General features: G+C 44.5%; 16 protein-coding genes. 13 read left to right on the top strand and 3 right to left on the bottom strand.

What is annotated here, in order from left to right; translation table 11 throughout:
* Nucleotides 1–55 precede the first annotated feature (55 nt).
* Together B2337_RS14305 and B2337_RS14300 are read right to left on the bottom strand one after the other, a co-directional pair.
* Nucleotides 56–400 (bottom strand): pentapeptide repeat-containing protein, encoded by a 345-nt coding sequence (locus tag B2337_RS14305; protein ID WP_292361105.1) that lies wholly within the window; start codon nt 398–400, stop codon nt 56–58.
* An 8-nt stretch (nt 401–408) separates the two neighbouring features.
* A complete protein-coding gene (locus tag B2337_RS14300; RefSeq protein ID WP_292361107.1) occupies nt 409–657 on the bottom strand; it encodes a hypothetical protein in 249 nt (82 codons plus the stop codon).
* Nucleotides 658–841: 184 nt separating this feature from the next.
* Here B2337_RS14300 and B2337_RS14295 point away from each other — a divergent pair, with 184 nt between their 5' ends.
* From B2337_RS14295 to B2337_RS14285, 3 genes are all read left to right on the top strand, one after another.
* Nucleotides 842–1,678: an ABC transporter substrate-binding protein gene (locus B2337_RS14295; protein ID WP_292414622.1), complete on the top strand. Its 837-nt coding sequence runs from the start codon at nt 842–844 to the stop codon at nt 1,676–1,678.
* Between the two features lie 99 nt (nt 1,679–1,777).
* Nucleotides 1,778–5,755, top strand: a complete 3,978-nt coding sequence (locus tag B2337_RS14290; RefSeq protein WP_292361111.1) for a sensor domain-containing protein — start codon at nt 1,778–1,780, stop codon at nt 5,753–5,755.
* Nucleotides 5,756–5,780: 25 nt separating this feature from the next.
* Complete coding sequence (locus B2337_RS14285) at nt 5,781–6,017, top strand: TIGR02647 family protein (protein ID WP_292361113.1); 237 nt, start codon at nt 5,781–5,783, stop codon at nt 6,015–6,017.
* On the opposite strand, the gene folA is transcribed toward B2337_RS14285, so the two are convergent.
* Nucleotides 6,014–6,499: a type 3 dihydrofolate reductase gene (gene folA, locus B2337_RS14280; RefSeq protein ID WP_292414621.1), complete on the bottom strand. Its 486-nt coding sequence runs from the start codon at nt 6,497–6,499 to the stop codon at nt 6,014–6,016. The two genes, B2337_RS14285 and folA, sit on opposite strands and share 4 nt — an antisense overlap.
* Before the next feature lie 95 nt (nt 6,500–6,594).
* On the opposite strand from folA, the gene B2337_RS14275 reads away from it, so the two are divergent.
* The 10 genes from B2337_RS14275 (at nt 6,595) to B2337_RS14230 (ending at nt 19,852) form a co-directional block, all read left to right on the top strand.
* On the top strand, nt 6,595–8,220 hold the full coding sequence (locus B2337_RS14275) for a Na/Pi cotransporter family protein (RefSeq protein ID WP_292414619.1): 1,626 nt from the start codon (nt 6,595–6,597) through the stop codon (nt 8,218–8,220).
* 234 nt (nt 8,221–8,454) lie between these two features.
* The gene (locus B2337_RS14270; RefSeq protein WP_292414618.1) at nt 8,455–10,629 is read left to right on the top strand and encodes a primosomal protein N'; all 2,175 of its coding nucleotides are present in this window, start codon (nt 8,455–8,457) and stop codon (nt 10,627–10,629) included.
* Nucleotides 10,630–10,706: 77 nt separating this feature from the next.
* Entirely contained in the window at nt 10,707–12,470 is a 1,764-nt protein-coding gene (gene argS / locus B2337_RS14265; protein ID WP_292414617.1) for an arginine--tRNA ligase, read from the top strand.
* Between the two features lie 9 nt (nt 12,471–12,479).
* The gene (locus B2337_RS14260; protein ID WP_292361123.1) at nt 12,480–13,097 is read left to right on the top strand and encodes an SPOR domain-containing protein; all 618 of its coding nucleotides are present in this window, start codon (nt 12,480–12,482) and stop codon (nt 13,095–13,097) included.
* Nucleotides 13,098–13,187: 90 nt separating this feature from the next.
* A complete protein-coding gene (locus tag B2337_RS14255; RefSeq protein ID WP_292414616.1) occupies nt 13,188–14,462 on the top strand; it encodes a formylmethanofuran dehydrogenase subunit B in 1,275 nt (424 codons plus the stop codon).
* Nucleotides 14,463–14,474: 12 nt separating this feature from the next.
* The gene (locus B2337_RS14250; protein WP_292361127.1) at nt 14,475–16,142 is read left to right on the top strand and encodes a formylmethanofuran dehydrogenase subunit A; all 1,668 of its coding nucleotides are present in this window, start codon (nt 14,475–14,477) and stop codon (nt 16,140–16,142) included.
* Entirely contained in the window at nt 16,139–17,041 is a 903-nt protein-coding gene (gene fhcD / locus B2337_RS14245) for a formylmethanofuran--tetrahydromethanopterin N-formyltransferase (RefSeq protein ID WP_292358588.1), read from the top strand. The genes B2337_RS14250 and fhcD overlap by 4 nt, the downstream gene beginning before the upstream one ends.
* The gene (locus tag B2337_RS14240; RefSeq protein ID WP_292414615.1) at nt 17,038–17,853 is read left to right on the top strand and encodes a formylmethanofuran dehydrogenase subunit C; all 816 of its coding nucleotides are present in this window, start codon (nt 17,038–17,040) and stop codon (nt 17,851–17,853) included. The genes fhcD and B2337_RS14240 overlap by 4 nt, the downstream gene beginning before the upstream one ends.
* Nucleotides 17,854–18,012: 159 nt before the next feature.
* Nucleotides 18,013–19,023, top strand: a complete 1,011-nt coding sequence (locus B2337_RS14235; RefSeq protein ID WP_292414614.1) for a class 1 fructose-bisphosphatase — start codon at nt 18,013–18,015, stop codon at nt 19,021–19,023.
* A gap of 91 nt (nt 19,024–19,114) precedes the next feature.
* Nucleotides 19,115–19,852, top strand: a complete 738-nt coding sequence (locus tag B2337_RS14230; protein ID WP_292414613.1) for a dienelactone hydrolase family protein — start codon at nt 19,115–19,117, stop codon at nt 19,850–19,852.
* Nucleotides 19,853–19,870 lie beyond the last annotated feature (18 nt).

Raw genomic sequence — 19,870 nt, 5'->3', positions numbered from 1 at the left:
GGCTTGTTGATCTTTCATAGTCCCAGCAGTGGTGACTATGAAAGATCAACAAGCCCTAGTCTGTGTAGCGCATTCTGGTGCCATGCTGCAATGAAAGGGAAATTTCTTCTGCTGTTAATGGGGTAGGGAAATATACTCCCGAGATTTTAGCGCCATGAATACTGGCTCCACGAAGACTGATGCATTGACTGAAATCAATACCGCGTAAATCGGCCTGACGGAAATAACTGTTACTGAAATCGAGGCCGCTGGCAATTAAGCCCTGCAAATTAAGATGTCGAAAATCACAGCTGGTTAAATCAACCGTCTCTCCCTTGGCAATACGGTGATTAAATTCTTCTATTTTTCCATCGCGCAACAGTTGATAGAGCGGATCTTGAGTGATTTTTGGTTCTGCCATCTAAAACCTCAAACTGTAATATCAATCGTACCGCCCGGATTTTCCGGATCAAAGCCCGTTGCTTCATTTTGTGTCGCTTCATTGACAACGGCAACCGTCTGCAAACTGGCTGGCTCTTGCTCCTGCACTACCGTAGTCGAGGCAGTTTCACTGTTTTGCTGTACCGGGGTCTGCCGCCCGACCAATACATTTTCCGAAGATAACGGATTAGTCAGTGTGGGCTGACCGCTAAAAGGGGTGATACCAGGAATTTCCATTTTGTTACTCCTGTATAAAAGTCTTTAGTTACAGCTTACTCTTATCATTGCTGAATTGTAAACGCAGGTATTTGAAAAACCATGGTTTTCTCTCATTTTAATGAAATATTAGCAAATACTATTTTATGCGTGTTCTATGCTATCGTTTAGCTGACCCATACTGAGGGGGAATAGGTCATGCACCATGGGTAAACGGATTTTTTATTTGCTGTTACTTATAGTCAGCCTGGTTGCCTGTAGTTCGCAAACGGATAAGCCATTGCGTGTTGGGACCATTCCGTGGGCGGGCTACGAGATACTCTACCTGGCTCGCGATCTGGGGTATTACGATAACGCGCAAATCCAACTCAAGGAATTAGCCTCCAGCACGGAAGTTTTGCATGCCTTTCGGCAGGGCCAGCTGGATGCAATAGCCGTTACGCTGGATGAAGCCCTGCGAATGGCTGAAACTCACTCAGACCTTAAAATCGTGCTGATCTTTAATATCTCGAACGGGGCAGACAAACTGATCGTTGAGCCCGGAATAACCTCTCTGGCAGAACTCAAAAATAAACGTATTGCGGTCGAACAAAGTGGCGTTGGAGCCTATATGCTGTCACAGGTTTTGCGAGTGGCTCAGTTGCAAAGTAATGAGGTCATCATTGTTCCATCGACTATCAATCAACATTTTTTGATGTTGAGTAATCACCAGGTTGAAGCTGTTATCAGCTTTGACCCTGTTGCCTATCAGCTTCAACAACAGGGCTACATTAATCTGCTTGATAGCAGTCAGCTACCCGGTGAAATTGTCGATGTTCTGCTGACCCGTGACTCAGCAGTAAATCAGCAACGCAAAAGCATTCAACAGCTACTGAACGGGTATTGGCAAGCTCGTCAATATATGACGGATAATCAGCAAGATGCATTAACCAGAATGGCTCCGCGGTTGGGTGTTTCAAACGAAGAGCTGGATCACTTTTACCAAAAAAGTGATTTTGCCAGAACGCGAGCATCAACAATATATTTTCAGCCATCAGCTTGAAAATATTATTGAATCGATGAGTGGGCTCATGACTGAGGCAGGTTTATTAAATAATGCTGTTGATAGTCAACAGCTGCTTTATGAAAGTATGGATTAATCATGTCTGCAATCCAAACATACCGGCTTACTTTTTGGCTGCCTCTAACCGTTACCTTTTTGTTTCTGGGGCTTTTGTTTTTTTATTCTGTTAATGAATATCGTCACCGTCTGTCTGATATAAAAGAAACCTCAAAAACCCAGCTTCATGAAACCGCTTTACAATTAGGCCATAGCCTTGAATATGCCATTGCTAACGATGACTATCAGCAAGCCCGAAGCAATGTGGCAAGATTTTCATTACGTGCCGACGCCCAGCTGGCTGTGTTAATCGATCAGAATAATCAGATTCAATCCGCCACACACTTTATCTGGCAAAACCAACCGGCTGAAAAAGTGCTCGACGAACAATTGTTGCCATATATTGAACTGGCACGTACTACCAAAAAAATCTTCGAGTTCGACAACGATAAAAAAAACTTGCTGAACCTGGTGTTACCATTATTTGAAGCGGAACAGCAATGGATACTGGTGTTACAAAATTCCATTGAAAGCAAGCTGGAAAAAGCCAGGGCAGAAACCATCAATGCCATTATTCCTTTGTTATTGTTGATTGTGCTGGCACACATCATTCTGATGGTCACTATTCGCAAGCTTGTTATAAGACCATTACAGGCATTAAAACAACTGACCGAACAGATTCAGGATCAACAATTTAATCTGATCAATCCCCTTAAAGGGAATACTGAACAGACGCAAGTCGCTCAGACATTAGTTGATGCCGCCCAACAACTACAGTCACACATCAGTATTCTGACTGAGAACGAGCAGCGTTTGCGAATTACACTGGAATCCATTGGTGATGCGGTTATTGTCACGGATGCTATCGGTAATATTACACGAATGAATCGAGTGGCCAGTGAATTGACGGCCTGGCATGAAAAGGATGCCATCGGACAACCATTACCTGAAGTATTTGATATTTATCAGGCGGAAACCGGCGAAAAGATGACCAACCCGGTAGACCTGGTCATCAAAAGTGGTGAAGTCGTCGAATTAGCCAATCATACCGTTCTGGTTGCCCGAAATGGTACGCGATATCATATCTCTGATAGTGCAGCACCGATCCGTGTTGATCATGATCGTCAGACCGAAATTCTTGGGGTGATACTGGTTTTTACCAATGTGACCAACCAGTACCAACTGCGTCAGGAGCTACGTCAATCCGTCGATTTTCTGAAAAACTTGCTGACCATAAGCCCCAGTGTTACTTACATTCTGGACGTCAATGAAGCCAGCCACAGAGAATTTCATCTGAGCTATGTCAGTGAATCCGTCATCAGTTATTCCGGTTATCCTGCCGAATACTGGTTGAGCCAGCCCCAAGCCTGGCAACAAAGTGTTCATCCTGATGATATCAATGGCGTTAAGCGTACTTTGCTGGCGGCTTTACAAACGGATAAACCAGTCAGTAATCAATTTCGTTTTCGTCATCGAGATGGTCATTACATTACGGTTGAGGATCATCTTTCTGCAGTAAAAAATGCTCAGACACAAAAAGTGCAAATCGTCGGAGTAGTGCTGAATATCAGTGAACAAAAACAAACCGCTGAACAAAATGCGTTATTTGGTGAAATTCTTGAACGCTCGTTAAATGAAATATATGTCTTTGATGCCCAGACATTCAAATTTATTCAAGTAAACCATGGTGCTAAATCCAATCTGGGGTTCAGTATGGAAGAATTGCAGGAAATGACGCCTATCGATCTGAATAAAGACTATAACCGGGTAACGTTTGAAGCCTTAATTTCACCCTTGATAAACGGCGAAACACAACGCCTGAATTTTGAAACCTATCACTATCGTAAAAATGGCAGCCGTTATGAAGTCCATGTGGATTTGCAAACCGCCATCTACGATGAAAAAACCGTCTGTATAGCCATTACTGAAGATATCACCCTCCGCAAACAAGTTCAGACCCATCTGAATCAAGAGCGTGTTTTGCTGAGAAGTATTATTGACTCATCACCCGATTTAATTTTCTGTAAGGACGAACAGGGTAAATATATCCGTTGTAATCAGGCAGTGATAAATTTCCTGGGGACGAATGAATCGGAAATTATTGGAAAAACAGATTTTGACTTTTACCCGGAGAAAGAAGCCCGTAATTATCGTCACAGTGATCAACTCACCTTGCAGCACGACACCAGCCAATTTTATGAAGAACGTAAATACGGAGCAGATGGGCGAGAGGTATTGTTTGAAACCCTGAAAACCCCGCTTAAGAATGAAACCGGTGAAACGATAGGTGTGCTTGGCATCAGTCGTGATATCAGTCGGCAATACGAAGCTGAAAAGGAATTACGTCTGGCCAGTTTAGTGTTTGAAAACAGCAATGAAGGCATCATCATTACCGATGAAAACAATCTCATCGTTACTGTGAACCCGGCGTTCACCATTATGACCGGGTATTCTCTGGAAGACGTCACCGGTAAAAACCCATCCATCCTCAGCTCTGGTTACCATGATAAATACTTTTACGAACTGTTGTGGAATCAGCTTGAACAACAGGGTTTCTGGTCTGGTGAAGTACAAAACCGTCGCAAGAATGGTGAAATCTATCCGCAATGGTTATCCATTAGCCGTGTTGATAACGAGCAGGAGCAGCTGCAAAATTATGTTGCCATCATGTCGGATATCAGCAAGTACCGGGAAGCGGAACAGAAAATAAATTTCCTGGCACATCACGATGTCTTGACCAGTTTACCTAATCGGGCCTTACTCAAGGATCGCATTCACCAGACGTTGATTTCAGCAGAGCGTCATCAGCAAAAACTGGCGTTACTGTATCTGGATCTGGATCGGTTTAAATTTATCAATGACAGTCTCGGTCATGCGATAGGTGACAGTTTACTGATAAAAGTGGCCGGAAGACTTATCGAACAAATGCGGGAACAGGATACCGTATGCCGGACCGGGGGCGATGAGTTTATTATTTTATTGCCTGACACCGATGCTGATGGAGCCGGACATGTGGCCCAGAAGTTAGTGGAAAATATCACCGCACCTTTTGAAATTGAAGGTAACCAGCTGTTTGTTACTGTTTCGATAGGTATCAGTGTTTATCCGGATAACGGAAAAGATGCAGAAAGCCTCAATAAACATGCAGACACAGCCATGTATCGGGCAAAACAGGCCGGACGCAATCAATATCAGTTTTTCACCGCTGAGATGCATTCACAGATTGTGTATAAACTGGAACTGGAGCATGCCTTGCGATTTGCACTGGCCCGTAATGAACTGTCTTTGGTTTATCAACCTTTAGTGGATATCAAGCAAAACAAAATTACCGGTGCAGAAGCCTTGTTACGCTGGGATCACCCGGAGTTTGGAATGATTTCGCCAATGGAGTTTATTCCTATTGCAGAAGAAACAGGCATGATTAATCCAATAGGACAGTGGATTTTGCACACGGCAATTGCGCAATGTAAACAATGGGTTGAAGCCGGACATGAGGATTTATTAGTGGCGATAAACCTGTCTGCCGTGCAATTCAATAATCCTTTGCTGGTTAACATGATAAATGCCATTCTTCATGAACATCAGCTGGCAGCAGATAACCTGGAGCTGGAAATCACCGAATCGGTCGCTATGATCAATATTGATCTGACTATTAAACAACTCAGATCCCTTGCAGATGCTGGTATTCGGTTATCACTGGATGATTTCGGTACCGGCTATTCTTCTTTGAATTACCTGAAAAAATTCCCTATTAATAAACTCAAAATTGATCAGAGTTTTGTGTTTGACATGCTGATAGATGAAGATGATGAAGCCATTGTTGATGCCGTTATCACTCTTGCCCGATCACTGGGTTTGAAAACGCTGGCGGAAGGTGTTGAAACAACAGAACATCTGCAAGCATTAAAAAACAAGGGGTGTGACTTTATGCAGGGTTATTTATTCAGCAGACCTGTCCCGGCTGACCAGTTTTTTAATTTATTAAATCATCCACCGCTGAGTAATTTAGGCGTAGACTGAACATAAATTGGTAATGGAGCCGGATATGCAACAGCAAAAAATTGACCAGATCGAAGTCTTATTACAATTTGATCCCAGCAATACGCTGCAAGGTATAAAAATTCATCATTCAACAGCGCGTGAAGGTCTGGTTGAAGCGGCGCAACAATTATTTAATAACGGTTTAATTACACAGGCTGATGGTGGATATCTGACCGATTTGGGTCATGAAGCCTCTGAACATCTGCATACTGCTATACAGCTGATGTCGCCGCCGAATTAAACGCGCTGGTAAACCTCAAAACTATAGGCATAATCATTTTTTTCATCTGCCGGGTGCGATTCCTGGCTGATTAACTGCCACTGAGTTTTATCCCATTCAGGAAACCAGGTATCGCCTTCCAATTCAGCATGAACTCTTGTGAGATAAAGTTTATCGACGTTATCGAACATCTGCTCAAACAATGACGATCCACCGATCACCATTATTTCATCCGCATCTGCGGCAAGCTTTAATGCGGCTTCAATCGAATTGACGACATCACATCCTTCAACCTGATAATCAGCTAACGAACTCACCACAATATTTTGCCGACCAGGTAAGGCTCGGCCGATCGACTCGTGGGTTTTACGGCCCATTAAAATGGGTTTACCCATAGTAATACGGCGAAAATATTGCAGATCCGCTGACAGTCGCCATGGCAGATCATTGTCGCGTCCAATTAACCCCTGTTCATCCATTGCTACTACAAACGCCGTTTTCATCTCACACCTCATTGATTTACTTTGCATAGCATAGCATCGCTGAAATTTTATCCGGTATCATCAATTCAATGCTTCAGGAATCTGGTAGGTGTTACATGTTGAATATGCTGGGATCGCTAATCGGTGGCTTGGGTTTGTTTATGTTAGGCATGTGGTTGATGACTGACGGACTCAAACAAATTGCCGGGGATAAGCTCAATCAAATCCTGCAAAACTGGACCAACACTCGTCTACGCGGCCTCAGTGCGGGTTTCCTGCTCACGGCTATTATTCAACACTCAGGTGCCGTCACTCTGGCCACAATTGGTTTTGCCAATGCCGGCATTATCAGCCTGAGAAGAGCAATGTGGATTGTGTTTGGCAGTAATGTCGGCACCACGGTCACGGGCTGGTTAGTTGTCTTGGTTGGTTTCAACCTGAATATTGAAAAATTTGCCTTACCGTTAATTGGTATCGGTATGGCGATGCGCTTATTAGGTAGTAATCGTGGTTATGCCAATATCGGTTTGGCATTAACCGGTTTTGGCCTGCTATTTTTAGGAATAGCCGCTTTAAAAGCCACTTTCAGTGGTGCCGACAGCTTGTTTGATTTGCATTTTTCCAGTGGCTTATTAGTCGTTGATATAATATTGTTTGCGTTAGCTGGGTTGCTCCTGACAACGCTACTGCAATCATCCAGCCTCACCTTAACCTTGGCGTTAACCTCGCTCGCTGGTGGAATAATTGGTTTATTACCTGCAGCTGCAATTGTCATCGGCAGTAATTTGGGATCCACCACAACGTCCATTTTTTCAGTTATCGGTAGTCAGCCAGTAGCCAAGCGTATCGTTGCCAGCCATGTCATTTTTAATCTTTTAACGGCCATTGTCAGTCTAATTTTGTTGGTGCCGTTAATATGGCTGATCCACTGGTTTCAGCAATTAATAGTTGACGATGTGCAGTTCACCACCACATTAGTCTTATTTCACACGGTCTTTAATGTATTAGGAGTTGCACTTATCTGGAAGCTGGCAGCCCCTTTGGAAAACTGGCTGAAAACCAAGTTTTCCGGTGTTGATCAAAGTATTGCCGAAACGAAATATCTTGATAAAACGACGTTAAAAATTCCGAACCTGGCACTTACTTCAATCCGTCTTGAATTAATTCGATTAAATCAGCATGTAATAAAAATGGCGACGCATTGTATTCATAAAAATCGGCCTGTGAGCTGGTTAAAACAGCAACACAGTTTCACTGAACAAAATGTTTTAAAAATAGGGGAATTCAGTCGGCTACTCTACCAGCAACATATTAATGAGCAGATCGCAGAAAAAACAGCTGATTTGATACGTGTTTCCCAATACTGTGACGCTATTTCCTCACTTACGGTTGGTATTGCTGAAAATCGTGCTTTATCCAATCATCCTATTGCGGCTGAATTACAACAACAACTGGCATATTTCAATGTGGACTGTTTAATGTTGCTTGATATCGCCACCCTGGATAAACCCGGTCCAGATTTATCCAATCAGCTCGATACCCTCGAAAAAACGTATCTTTCATTAAAATCATTATTGTTAAGACGTGGTGCAGAAGGAAGACTTTCTATTGCTCGCATGGAAAAAGAATTGCAAGCCATATCTCAACTCAGGCGGCTCTGTCAGCAAGCTGTAAAAGCCACAGCATTTTTTAAAACCAGCCAAGCCGATCCCCCTATTGATAATCTGGTAAAACAAGCTTAACAACTACGGTATGCTTTGCTTATAAAACAGATCATAAGCTGTGGATAAAATTCTCTGTGGATAAGTCGCAAAGTTATACACAGGAGATCCATCCCGCAAGCTTAAAGTTATGCACAACCCAACCATTATTTAACACAATGAATAATAAGTATTTTTTGGATTAATACAGCTATACACAGGACTAAAGCATTAACATCATTAAAAAGATCTCTTTTATTTATTTAGTATTGATTAATGAGCTGCATCGTCGAAATCGCCTTATCCTGTCCATTACGTCAGACATTTGATTATCTAAGTGATGATCCTGCAGAGAGCTGGCAAACCGGTATGCGTACAGCTGTCACTTTTGGCAGTAGACCACTGATTGGAATTGTCATTGCGATAAAACCCATAACGGAAGCTTCAGTCAGTAAACTAAAAAAAATTGATCAGCAAGTCGATAAACAGGCATTTTTGCCAACAGAAGTCATGCAGCTGGTGCAATGGGTAAGCCGTTACTACCATCATCCCATTGGAGAATGCTTTCAAGCCGCTTTACCAAAACAATTACGACTTGGTGATGCTGATGAGATGCAAACCGAAACATTTTGGTCTTTAAAACAACGACCAAACAATAAACCCGGCAAAAAGCAGCAGCAGATCCTGAATTTATTGGAAGATTATCCGGAAGGACTCAGTGAAAAGGCATTGCGGGTTCAATTAGGAAATGTAAAAAGCAGCTTGACTGCCCTGCAAAAACAAGAATCGATTATTGCCAGCCAACAAGTTGCATTACCACTACCTTGTTTACAAATACAGCAGGGGGTATTGCTAAATGATGAACAAAAACAATCTGTTGAAACAATACTGAAGGCCAGGGATAAATTTTCCACTTTTTTGCTACAGGGAATAACCGGAAGTGGCAAAACAGAAGTTTATATTGAAATCTGTCGGGAGCTCATTGAAAACCAGCAACAGATATTAGTATTAATTCCGGAAATTGGATTAACCACGCAATTTGTTGAACGTTTCCGTCAATCATTAACGGCAAATATTGTAGTCATAAATTCTTCCGTTTCAGATAACGATCGGAAACAAGCCTGGTTACTGGCCAGAGCAGCAAAAGCAGATATTATTATCGGTACCCGTTCAGCTGTTTTTACGCCAATGCTTAATCCGGGGTTGATCATCATTGACGAGGAACATGACAGTTCCTATAAACAACAGGATGGATTACGCTATCACGCCAGAAATGTGGCATTAATGCGTGCTAAAAGACTGAATATTCCTGTTGTGCTGGGTAGTGCAACACCCTCATTGGAAACCTTATATCAAGTAAATCAGAGACGTTATCAGCTGCTTAAGTTAACGCAACGAGCCGGTGGGGCCACCTTACCCAAAGTGAAACTGATAGCCGCAAATAGTGCTATTGATAACAATGGCTTAAGTACAGGATTGTTAAAATCCATCGAAAAACATATTGAGCAAAATCATCAGGTTTTACTGTTTATCAATCGTCGTGGATTTGCTCCGGTACTGATGTGTCACCAATGTAACTGGCAGGCTAATTGCCGGAGTTGTGATGCAAAAATGGTGGTACATCAACAGCAAAACCGTCTTTTCTGTCACCATTGTGGATTGATACAAACGTTGCCAAAAAGTTGTCCGGAATGTGGTAACACGGAACTGAAAAGTTATGGCATTGGCACTGAAAAAGTCGAACAGGCTCTGACAACGATTTTTAAAGATGTGCCTGTCATGCGAATTGATCGGGATAGCACCCAGCGGGTGAATGCGTTTGCCGATATGGTTAAACAGATTAATCAGGGGCAGGCCGCGATTCTGGTTGGTACCCAGATGTTAGCTAAAGGCCATGATTTCCATGATGTAACCCTGGTAGGGGTGGTAGATGCTGATCAGGCATTGTTCAGTGCCGACTTTAGGGCGACCGAAAATCTTGCACAATTGATCACTCAGGTGACGGGAAGAGCTGGACGTGGCAAAAAAGCCGGGGAAGTCTTGATTCAAACCGAACAGCCGGAACATCCGTTTTGGAAAAAACTGTTACAACACGGTTATGAAACCATAGCCGAAAATTTATTAGCAGAGCGGATGGAGATGCAATTACCGCCTCATGGTTTTTGGGCGGTTTGGCGTGCTGAAAGCAAAGAAGCGGATCTGGCTATGCAATTATTGCAACAGATTTCTGAATTATTACATCACACAACTTCGTCAGTACTGATTCTGGGACCGGTTCCCGCTTTAATGGAAAAGCGTGCAGGACGATATCGTGCACAACTACTGATGCGATCCGCAGATCGTGCTGCTCTGCATCGATTAATTGATCAACATATCAATTCCATCAGTAAGCTTAAACTGGCGCGAAAAGGTCGCTGGTCGATAGACATCGATCCTACGGAGTTAATCTGAACCTAAGGATAGTGTCATCCACCAGCCTGATCGGTTAAAATTCGCCATCACATTTCTGTTATCTGGACTTCATTACCTTGAAAGACCAATTGAAAACAATTATCGAAAGCACGTTAGCTTCGCTGATTTCACAACAAAGCCTCCCTGCAGATATTTCCTCGGTTGATGTTAAGTTGGAACGAACCAAAGATCGCAGCCATGGTGACTTTGCCAGCAATATTGCCATGGTATTGGCCAAACCGGCCAAAATGAATCCACGTCAGATAGCGACTTTAATTGTTGATGCTTTGCCGCAGCATGAGATGATTGATAAAGTCGATATTGCTGGCCCCGGTTTTATTAACTTCACTTTATCAGCAAATGCCAGACTGGAAGTGGTTGCTGAGGTATTGAAAAAAGCCGGTCAGTTCGGTTTGAGTGATTACGGTAAGGGCCAGAAAGTTCAAGTGGAATTTGTCTCTGCCAACCCGACAGGTCCTTTGCATGTTGGTCATGGTCGTGGTGCTGCGTATGGTTCAGTCGTCAGCAGTCTGCTTAAAGCGGTAGGTTATGATGTACATCGCGAATATTATGTTAACGATGCTGGCCGTCAGATGGACATTCTGGCCACCAGTGTCTGGCTGAGATATCTGGAAAAATGTGGTGAACAGTTTATTTTTCCCAGTAATGGTTATCGTGGTGAATATGTTTTTGACATTGCTGAGACCCTTAAAAATCAGCATGCCGATGCACTATTACACCCAGCTGCAGTGGTATTTGATGGCGTGCCCACAGACGAACCGCAAGGTGGTGACAAAGAATTGCATATTGATGGCCTGACACAACAGGCCAAAAAATTACTTGGTGCTGAGCTGTACCGTGAATTATTTGATTTAGGTTTAAATGCCATTCTGGATGATATTCGTAATGATTTGGCTGAATTTGGCGCCGAATATGATGAGTGGTTTTCCGAGCGATCACTGGTTGAATCGGGCGTGGTTGATGAGGCAATCGAGCAATTAAAAGCAGCTGATGTGCTCTATCAGCAGGATGGGGCCTGGTGGTTCAAGTCCACAGAGTTTGGCGATGAAAAAGATCGCGTTGTGGTGCGGGATAATGGTCAGGCAACCTATTTTGCTTCTGATGTTGCCTACCATCTGAATAAATTTCAGCGTGGTTTTGAGCAGGTTATTGATATCTGGGGTGCCGATCATCATGGCTATATTCCACGTGTTAAAGCGGCAATGACGGCGTTACATCAGGATGTCAGCAAACTAAGTGTTTTATTGGTGCAGTTTGCCGTTTTGTATCGTGGCAAGGAAAAGGTCGGTATGTCGACTCGCAGTGGTGAATTTGTCACGCTACGGGAACTGCGTGATGAAGTTGGTAAGGATGCTGCCCGTTTCTTTTATGTGCTGCGTGGGGCTGATCAGCATATGGATTTTGATCTGGAGCTGGCGAAATCACAAAGTAATGATAATCCGGTATATTACGTGCAATATGCGCATGCACGGATTTGCAGTGTGTTCCGTCAATTAGCTGAAAGACAACTGAACTGGGATGAACAGGCCGGGTTGCAGAACTTGTCTTTATTAACCGAAGATCACGAACAAGCGTTGCTGACTATGCTTTCACGTTATCCGGAAGTAGTTGAACTGTCCGCAGTAACTTACACGCCACATCTGCTGGCGCATTTTCTGATGGATTTGGCCCGTGATTTCCATACGTATTACAACGCCCATCAGTTTATGACAGAAGATATCAATGTCAGTCAGGCGCGTTTAACACTGATCACTGCTGTCAGACAGGTTATTGCTAATGGTTTGGGTTTAATGGGCGTCTCAGCGCCACAAACGATGTAAGAGGTTTTTGTGGCAGCCAGAAGAAATACCCGTAAACAGTCTCCAAAGCAGGGCGGAAGTATGCCTTGGGGACCTATGTTAATCAGTTTCGCGGTAGGTGCTTTTGTGATGTTTTTATTACATCTGAAAGATAATGTTCCAGCGGATCAGCAACAGGCAAAAACCACGCAACAACAGCAAAAAAAATCAGCTGTGGAGCCCACTTTTGATTTTTATACCTTATTGCCTGAAACGGAAGTGGTGGTTGAAAAACCCAGAACTATTGCCAATCAGCCGCAAAAACCAATCGTCTCTTCTCCACCTGAAGAGGTCGCTGAGGCCCCTCAGCCATCTGCACAAACTGCAGAACAAACCCAGCAAGCCGCTGCGGAGCCCGCCGTTGATGCAGTCAGCTATATGATTCAGGTCGGTTCATTTAAAAAGCTTGATGATGCGGATGGTTTTCGGGCCAGGTTAGCCTTTTTAGGTATTGAATCAAAAGTGCAAACTGTGACAATAGATAATACTGATACCTGGCACCGTGTTCAGGTTGGACCAGTCATCGGTCGTGATAAAGCCGATGCCTTACAGAAACAGTTACGTGACAACAATATTGATTCGCTTTTATTACGCGCAAAACATGGTTAATGCTTTTCAATATTGCGGCTGAACGCCTGGACTTGAAGCAGGTTATAACGGCCCCAGTTTATTTATGTGAGATTTATCGAGGACAGCGATATGACAGAAAACAGCACGGCAACCGTTTGGCATGAAGTTGCCAGTCCATTTTGTGGTATAGCATCCGATGATCTGACAATTCAAGTCAGCGGTAACAACATTAAAGTGCTGGAAAATGGTGATGCTGTCACTCGTCCGGGTTTTGAAACGCCGATATCCGATTTACAACCCCGCATTCAAGGCAAAGAAGTCACTCTGGATCAGGCTGTTTCCCATATTGCTGATTTACTCATTAACAGCAAACAACCGTTAATCGCAGGTTTGGGTACGGACTTAAACGGTGCGCGTTCTGCCATGGCACTGGCTGATAAAAGCGGCGCCACGATTGATAGTTTTTATTCTCCAGCCGCCTTTCGCAATATCCTGGTATTACAGGACACCGGCTATATGACGACCACGCTTACCGAAGTAAGAAACCGGGTCGATCTGTTACTGGTTGTAGGAACGGATGTCGAATCCACATTCCCACGCTTTTTTGAACGAATGATCTGGAACAAAGAGAGCATGTTCGGCCAGGATATTGAGTCGCGTGAAGTTATCTATTTAGGCAAGAAACCAAGTGGAGATGCCTCCACTTCGCCAAAAGGTAAAAAGGCTCAGGTTATCGGCTGCGATAATGCTGACTTACCGGAAGTGGTTTCGGTATTGCGCGCTTTGCTGAAAGGTAAACCGGTTCAGGCAGAAGCCGTTGCTGGAGTGGCCGTCAGTGAATTACAAACCTTGGCCGACAGACTAATGGCCGCTAAATATTCGGTAGTGACCTGGTCAGCTGGCCAACTGGATTTTGATCATGCTGAGGCCACCATTCAAAACGTCTGTGAACTGATCAAGGAAATTAACGCTACCACCCGCAGCAATGGCTTGCCATTAGGCGGTAAAGAAGGTGATACCACTGTGAATGCCGTAGCTTCCTGGCAAAGTGGATATCCGATGCGAACCACCTTCAATCGTCGCTTTCCAGATTACGACCCGTTTTTAAATGACGGTCGACGCATTCTTGCTGAAGGTGAGAGTGATGTTGTTATCTGGGTTTCCAGCTTTAACACCACCGTTACGCCACCCAAAACGTCAGCCACCACGATTGTGCTTGGACGAAGCGGTATGCAGTTTGAAACGGAACCGGAAGTCTATATTCCGGTTGGTGTGCCCGGTATCGATCACGAAGGCCGGACCTTTCGTACCGACAGTGTTGTTTCAGTTCCTTTAAGAAAATTACGTGACAGCGGCTTACCCAGCGTGTTTGAAGTACTCAGTGCGGTCGAACAGGCCCTGTAAACGGAGATAAAGATGCTTTTAAAATTAACAGGCGGACGTATTTTTGACCCGGCACACGATCAAAATGATGTGGTACGGGATATCTATATCCGCGATGGGCGTATTGTCGAAAAACCGACAGATGGTCGGGTTGATGAAGAAATCGATGTGCGTGGCAAAGTCATTATGGCCGGTGCCATTGATATGCATACCCATATTGGTGGCGGGAAGGTCAATATTGCCCGAACCATGTTGCCGGAAGATCATGCTCAAGCAGTTTATGAACGGACGGAGTTGTTACGGTCAGGAACTGGTCACGCGGCACCCAGCACGTTAACGACGGGCTACCGATACGCAGAAATGGGTTATACCGCCGGGTTTGAGCCAGCCGTATTACCGATTAATGCACGCCAGGCCCATATGGAAATGCATGACACACCGATTATTGATAAAGGTGGTTACGTGATGCTCGGCAGTGATGATTTTCTGCTGCGGATGATGGCCGCCAACTCGGATCAGGAAGCGATTAACAATTATGTTGCCTGGACCATTAATCATGCACAGGCAGTCGGCCTCAAAGTAGTTAATCCTGGTGGTATCAGTGCTTTTAAATTTAATCAGCGCAAACTTGATTTGGATGAAAAGAACGATTTTTATGGGGTGACACCGCGCGATATCCTGCACCGGCTGTCTACAGCAGTAAAAGAAATCGGTGTGCCGCACCCGTTACATGTGCATGGTTGTAATCTGGGCGTACCCGGGAATATGCAAACGACGCTGGATACCATTCAGGGCGCTGAAGGTTTGCCGATGCATTTGACGCATATTCAGTTCCACAGCTACGGCACCGAAGGTGATTTTAAATTCTCATCCGGCGCAGCTGAAATCGCTGAAGCGATTAATAAACATAAAAATATTACTGTGGATGTCGGGCAGATCCTGTTCGGCCAGACGGTGACGGCATCGGGCGACAATATGCGTCAGTTTGCCGGAGCACCACATGCACATCCTAATAAATGGGTGTGTATGGATATCGAATGTGAAGCCGGTTGCGGTGTAGTACCGTTTAAATATAAAGATCAAAGTTATGTAAACGCGTTGCAATGGATGATTGGTCTGGAAACCTTCCTGATGGTCGATGATCCCTGGCGGATTTTCCTGACCACCGATCATCCGAATGGTGCACCGTTTACCAGCTATCCGCATCTGATTAAGTTATTGATGGATAAGTCTTTCCGTAACGACATGCTCTCTACTTTGCATCCGGAAGCACAGAAAGCCACCCATCTGGCGTCGTTGGATCGTGAATATTCGTTGTATGAAATTGCCATCATGACCCGGGCAGGTGCAGCCAAACTCGTTGGTCTGGCAGATCGTGGACATTTGGGAATTGGCGCGGCAGCGGATATCACTGTTTACACCGATAACAGTGATCGTGAGAAGATGTTCGAAAAACCGGATTATGTCTTTAAAGATGGGGAAATGGTGGTGCGTCAAGGCCAGGTCATCAAAATTACCTGGGGCACCACACATGTGGTTAAACCGGAATATGATGTGAGTATCGAAAAACCGTTACAGGAATATTTTGATAAATTCCACACTTTGAAAATGAGCAACTTCAAAATCAGTAATGACGAAATCGTCGATGATGGTCGTGGTAGCTTAACCATTCAGCCGCTGCATAAGGGAGGCAGACTATGATCATCAATGGCGTCAGCATTGATAAAACCTTTGCCGAAGCCTTTCCGATGAAAGGCACGCGAATCATTATTACTGCTCAGAATCTTGAATGGGCGATGCATTCAGCAACTGCCTTCACTGGTTTTGCAACCTCGGTTATTGCCTGCGGTTGTGAAGCTTCGATTGAAAGAACATTAGAGCCTTCTGAAACCCCTGATGGTCGTCCCGGTGTGGCCTGTCTGATTTTTGCTATGGGTGGCAAAGGATTAGCCAAACAGGTTGAAACCCGTGCTGGTCAGTGTGTACTTACTTCCCCAACATCTGCTTTATTTTCGGGTATTGAAGGTGAAGATGGGAAAGAAATTGCCCTGGGTAAAAACCTGCGTTTCTTTGGTGATGGTTATCAAATATCCAAAATGATTGATGGTAAACGTTACTGGCGCATTCCAGTAATGGATGGGGAATTCCTTACCCAGGAAAACACCGGTGTGGTTTCTTCTGTTGGAGGGGGTAACTTCCTGATTCTGGCGGAATCTCAGCCTCAGGCCTTGGCGGCCTGCGAAGCAGCAGTTAAGGCGATGAAACAGTTACCGAATATCATTATGCCGTTTCCCGGAGGCGTCGTTCGCAGTGGATCGAAAGTCGGTTCAAAGTACAAAGCACTTAATGCGTCAACCAATGATGCCTTCTGTCCAACGTTAAAAGGTCAGACTAAATCCGAATGTTCGCCGGAAGTCGAATCGGTGATGGAAATCGTTATTGATGGTCTGAGCAAAGAAGATATTGATAAAGCCATGCGGGTCGGCATTCAGGCGGCATGTGATTTAGGCGCTGAAAACGGTATTCGCCGAATCAGTGCTGGTAATTATGGTGGCAAACTCGGCCCATTCCACTTTCATTTGCAGGAGATCATGGCATGAAAGCACTGACTCTTAAACTCAAAATGGATTTGGCACAACGTGTCGATTGCTCCCGATTAACGCCGGATAAACTGGCGGGTAAAGATGTAGCCGATATTGCTGCGATGGAACTGGTCAGTGGACGTTTAACGTTACCGGTTGATCAGCTGTTTGATATCAGCGGCGATGATGTCAATGATATCCGCTTTGAGAACAGTTCTGCCAAACTGGATCATATCGGTCATGCGATGACTCATGGACGCATCACTATTGAGGGCGATGCCGGTGCCTATCTGGGCCAGTTTATGACAGGCGGAAATATAGAAATTACCGGAAACACATTTATTTATACCGGCTGTGAAATGAAAGGTGGCCAAATCAAAATTAACGGTAACGCAGGTGATTTTGTTGGCGCAGCACGCAGCGGTTATAAAAACGGGATGACCGGCGGTATTATTATCGTCACCGGAAATACCGGCGCACGTACCGGTGATCATATGCGCCGTGGCATGATTCTGATTGAAGGCAATGCTGGTGATTACTGTGGTTCACGAATGATATCCGGCACTATTGCAGTGCTCGGTGAGGTCGGCAAACATCTGGGATATGCGATGAAACGGGGCACAATATTGCTGCCCAAAATGCCACAGCATGGCATTACCGCCAATTTCAATGATTGTGGATCGCACACGCTGGCATTTTTACCCCTGATGTTTGCGTCGTTTAAAAAGCTGGACAGCCAATTTGCCAAGGTGGAGAGTTTTTCCAGGGTGCAGCGTTATGCGGGTGATCTCGGTGGCATTGGTATGGGTGAGATTCTCGTTAAAATCTAGTTATTATTAGCAGGGGAAAAGCGGGTCTGTTCCCCTGCATTTTAAAACACTTCTAACTGCTCTTGGCATTTTCATCGCCACTGGTTTACTCTCGCTTTAAACAGCTGCGAATCATCAGCTCGACACCCTGAAAAATAAATAGTTAAAGAGAGAAACGCCATGTCTGATATCGGCAAATCAGTGAATCAACTTATCGTTGAAGAGCAAAGATCCCATCCGGATTCGACAGGCGATTTGACGGGATTATTAGGCGATATAGTCAGTGCCTGTAAAAAAATCTCTCATTTAGTCAGTCGCAGCAACATCATTGGTCTCGGTGGTTTTGCTGAAAGTGAAAACGTGCAGGGCGAAACGCAGAAAAAACTTGATATCATTACCAATGATGTAATGGTTGATCATCTTAAATGGACCGGCCATCTTGCCGCAATGGCCTCTGAAGAAATTGAAGAAATCATTCAGATCCCCAGCAAATTTCCCAAAGGTAAGTATTTGATTTGCTTTGATCCATTGGATGGCTCCTCCAATATTGATATCAATCTCTCAGTAGGCACTATTTTCTCCATTTTACGTTGCCCCAATGATTGTAAAAATCCGACATTAAAAGACTTTATGCAAAAAGGCACAGAGCAGGTTTGTGCTGGATTTACAGTATATGGACCAGCGACGATGTTAATTTTGACCACCGGTAACGGTGTAAATGGCTTTACCTTGGACAGTGATGTCGGTGAATTTATATTGACCCACCCAAATATGCGTATTCCCAAAGAGACCGCTGAATTTGCTATCAATATGTCTAATCAGCGCTTCTGGGAAGCTCCGGTCCAGAAATATGTCGAAGAATGTATGAAAGGCACCGAGGGTGTACGGGAGAAAAATTTCAATATGCGCTGGGTGGCATCAATGGTCGCAGAAGTTTATCGCGTACTGACACGAGGTGGCATTTTTATGTATCCGACAGATTCCAAAATTGCCAGGCAAGGCGGTAAGTTACGCCTGATGTACGAAGCAAACCCGATGAGTTTCATTGTCGAGCAGGCCGGTGGTGTAAGCTCTACCGGAACCGAGCGGATTCTGGATATCCAGCCGGAAAACATTCATCAGCGCGTCCCCGTCATTATGGGCTCAAAAAACGAAGTCGACAGAGTGGTTCGCTACCATCATGATGGCTAACTAAAGATGCATTCAATAAGGTAGCTTTTTTGCCAACTCTGCAGCGATCATTTGGTCGTAATAGTTCATAGACGATTGCCAGGGAGATAGCATGTTGCTGAAAAAATATTTATTAATCGGGCTTACCTGTTTTTCAGTGGCGGCAGCCGCTGATAATATCGATTATCAGGTGAATGATGAAACCTACGAAGGTTTCTATGTCAGTCCAGCAGATAGCGCCCCTTTGGTGTTATTGATCCACGACTGGGACGGCTTGACGGATTACGAAATCAAACGTGCCTATATGCTGGCTGAAGAGGGATATGCGGTTTTTGCTGCGGATTTATTTGGTAAAGGCATTCGACCCACGGAAGATAAAGATAAAAAGCAACATACCGGTGAGCTGTATCAGGACAGGCAGAAAATGCGTCAGTTACTGAAAGGTGCTTTGGACAAAGCCGCTGAACTGGGAGCCAACCGGCAAAAGGTTGTTATTATCGGTTATTGCTTTGGTGGTGCAGCGGTGCTTGAAATGGCTCGTTCGGGGGAGAATCTGCAAGGTTTTGTCAGTTTCCATGGGGGCTTAAAAACCCCTCAGGGACAGGATTATGCCAGTACTTCAGCAGAAATTCTGGTATTGCATGGTGCCGCTGATAAAGCGATAAGCATGCAGGAGTTTGCTCAGCTGAGCACAGAGCTTGAAACCTATAATGTCCCCAACGAAATGATTGCCTATGGCGGTGCGGAACATGCTTTTACCGTGTTTGGTATTGATCGCTATAATGCTGCAGCTGATCAGAAATCGTGGCAGCGTCTATTGCAGTTTCTGGAAGCAAAACTGCCAAATTAATCTATTGCGCGGGGTCTG

It is taken from the genome of Methylophaga sp. UBA3192 (assembly GCA_002363955.1).
Lineage (GTDB): Bacteria > Pseudomonadota > Gammaproteobacteria > Nitrosococcales > Methylophagaceae > Methylophaga.
This window is presented reverse-complemented; position numbering and strand designations above follow the sequence as displayed.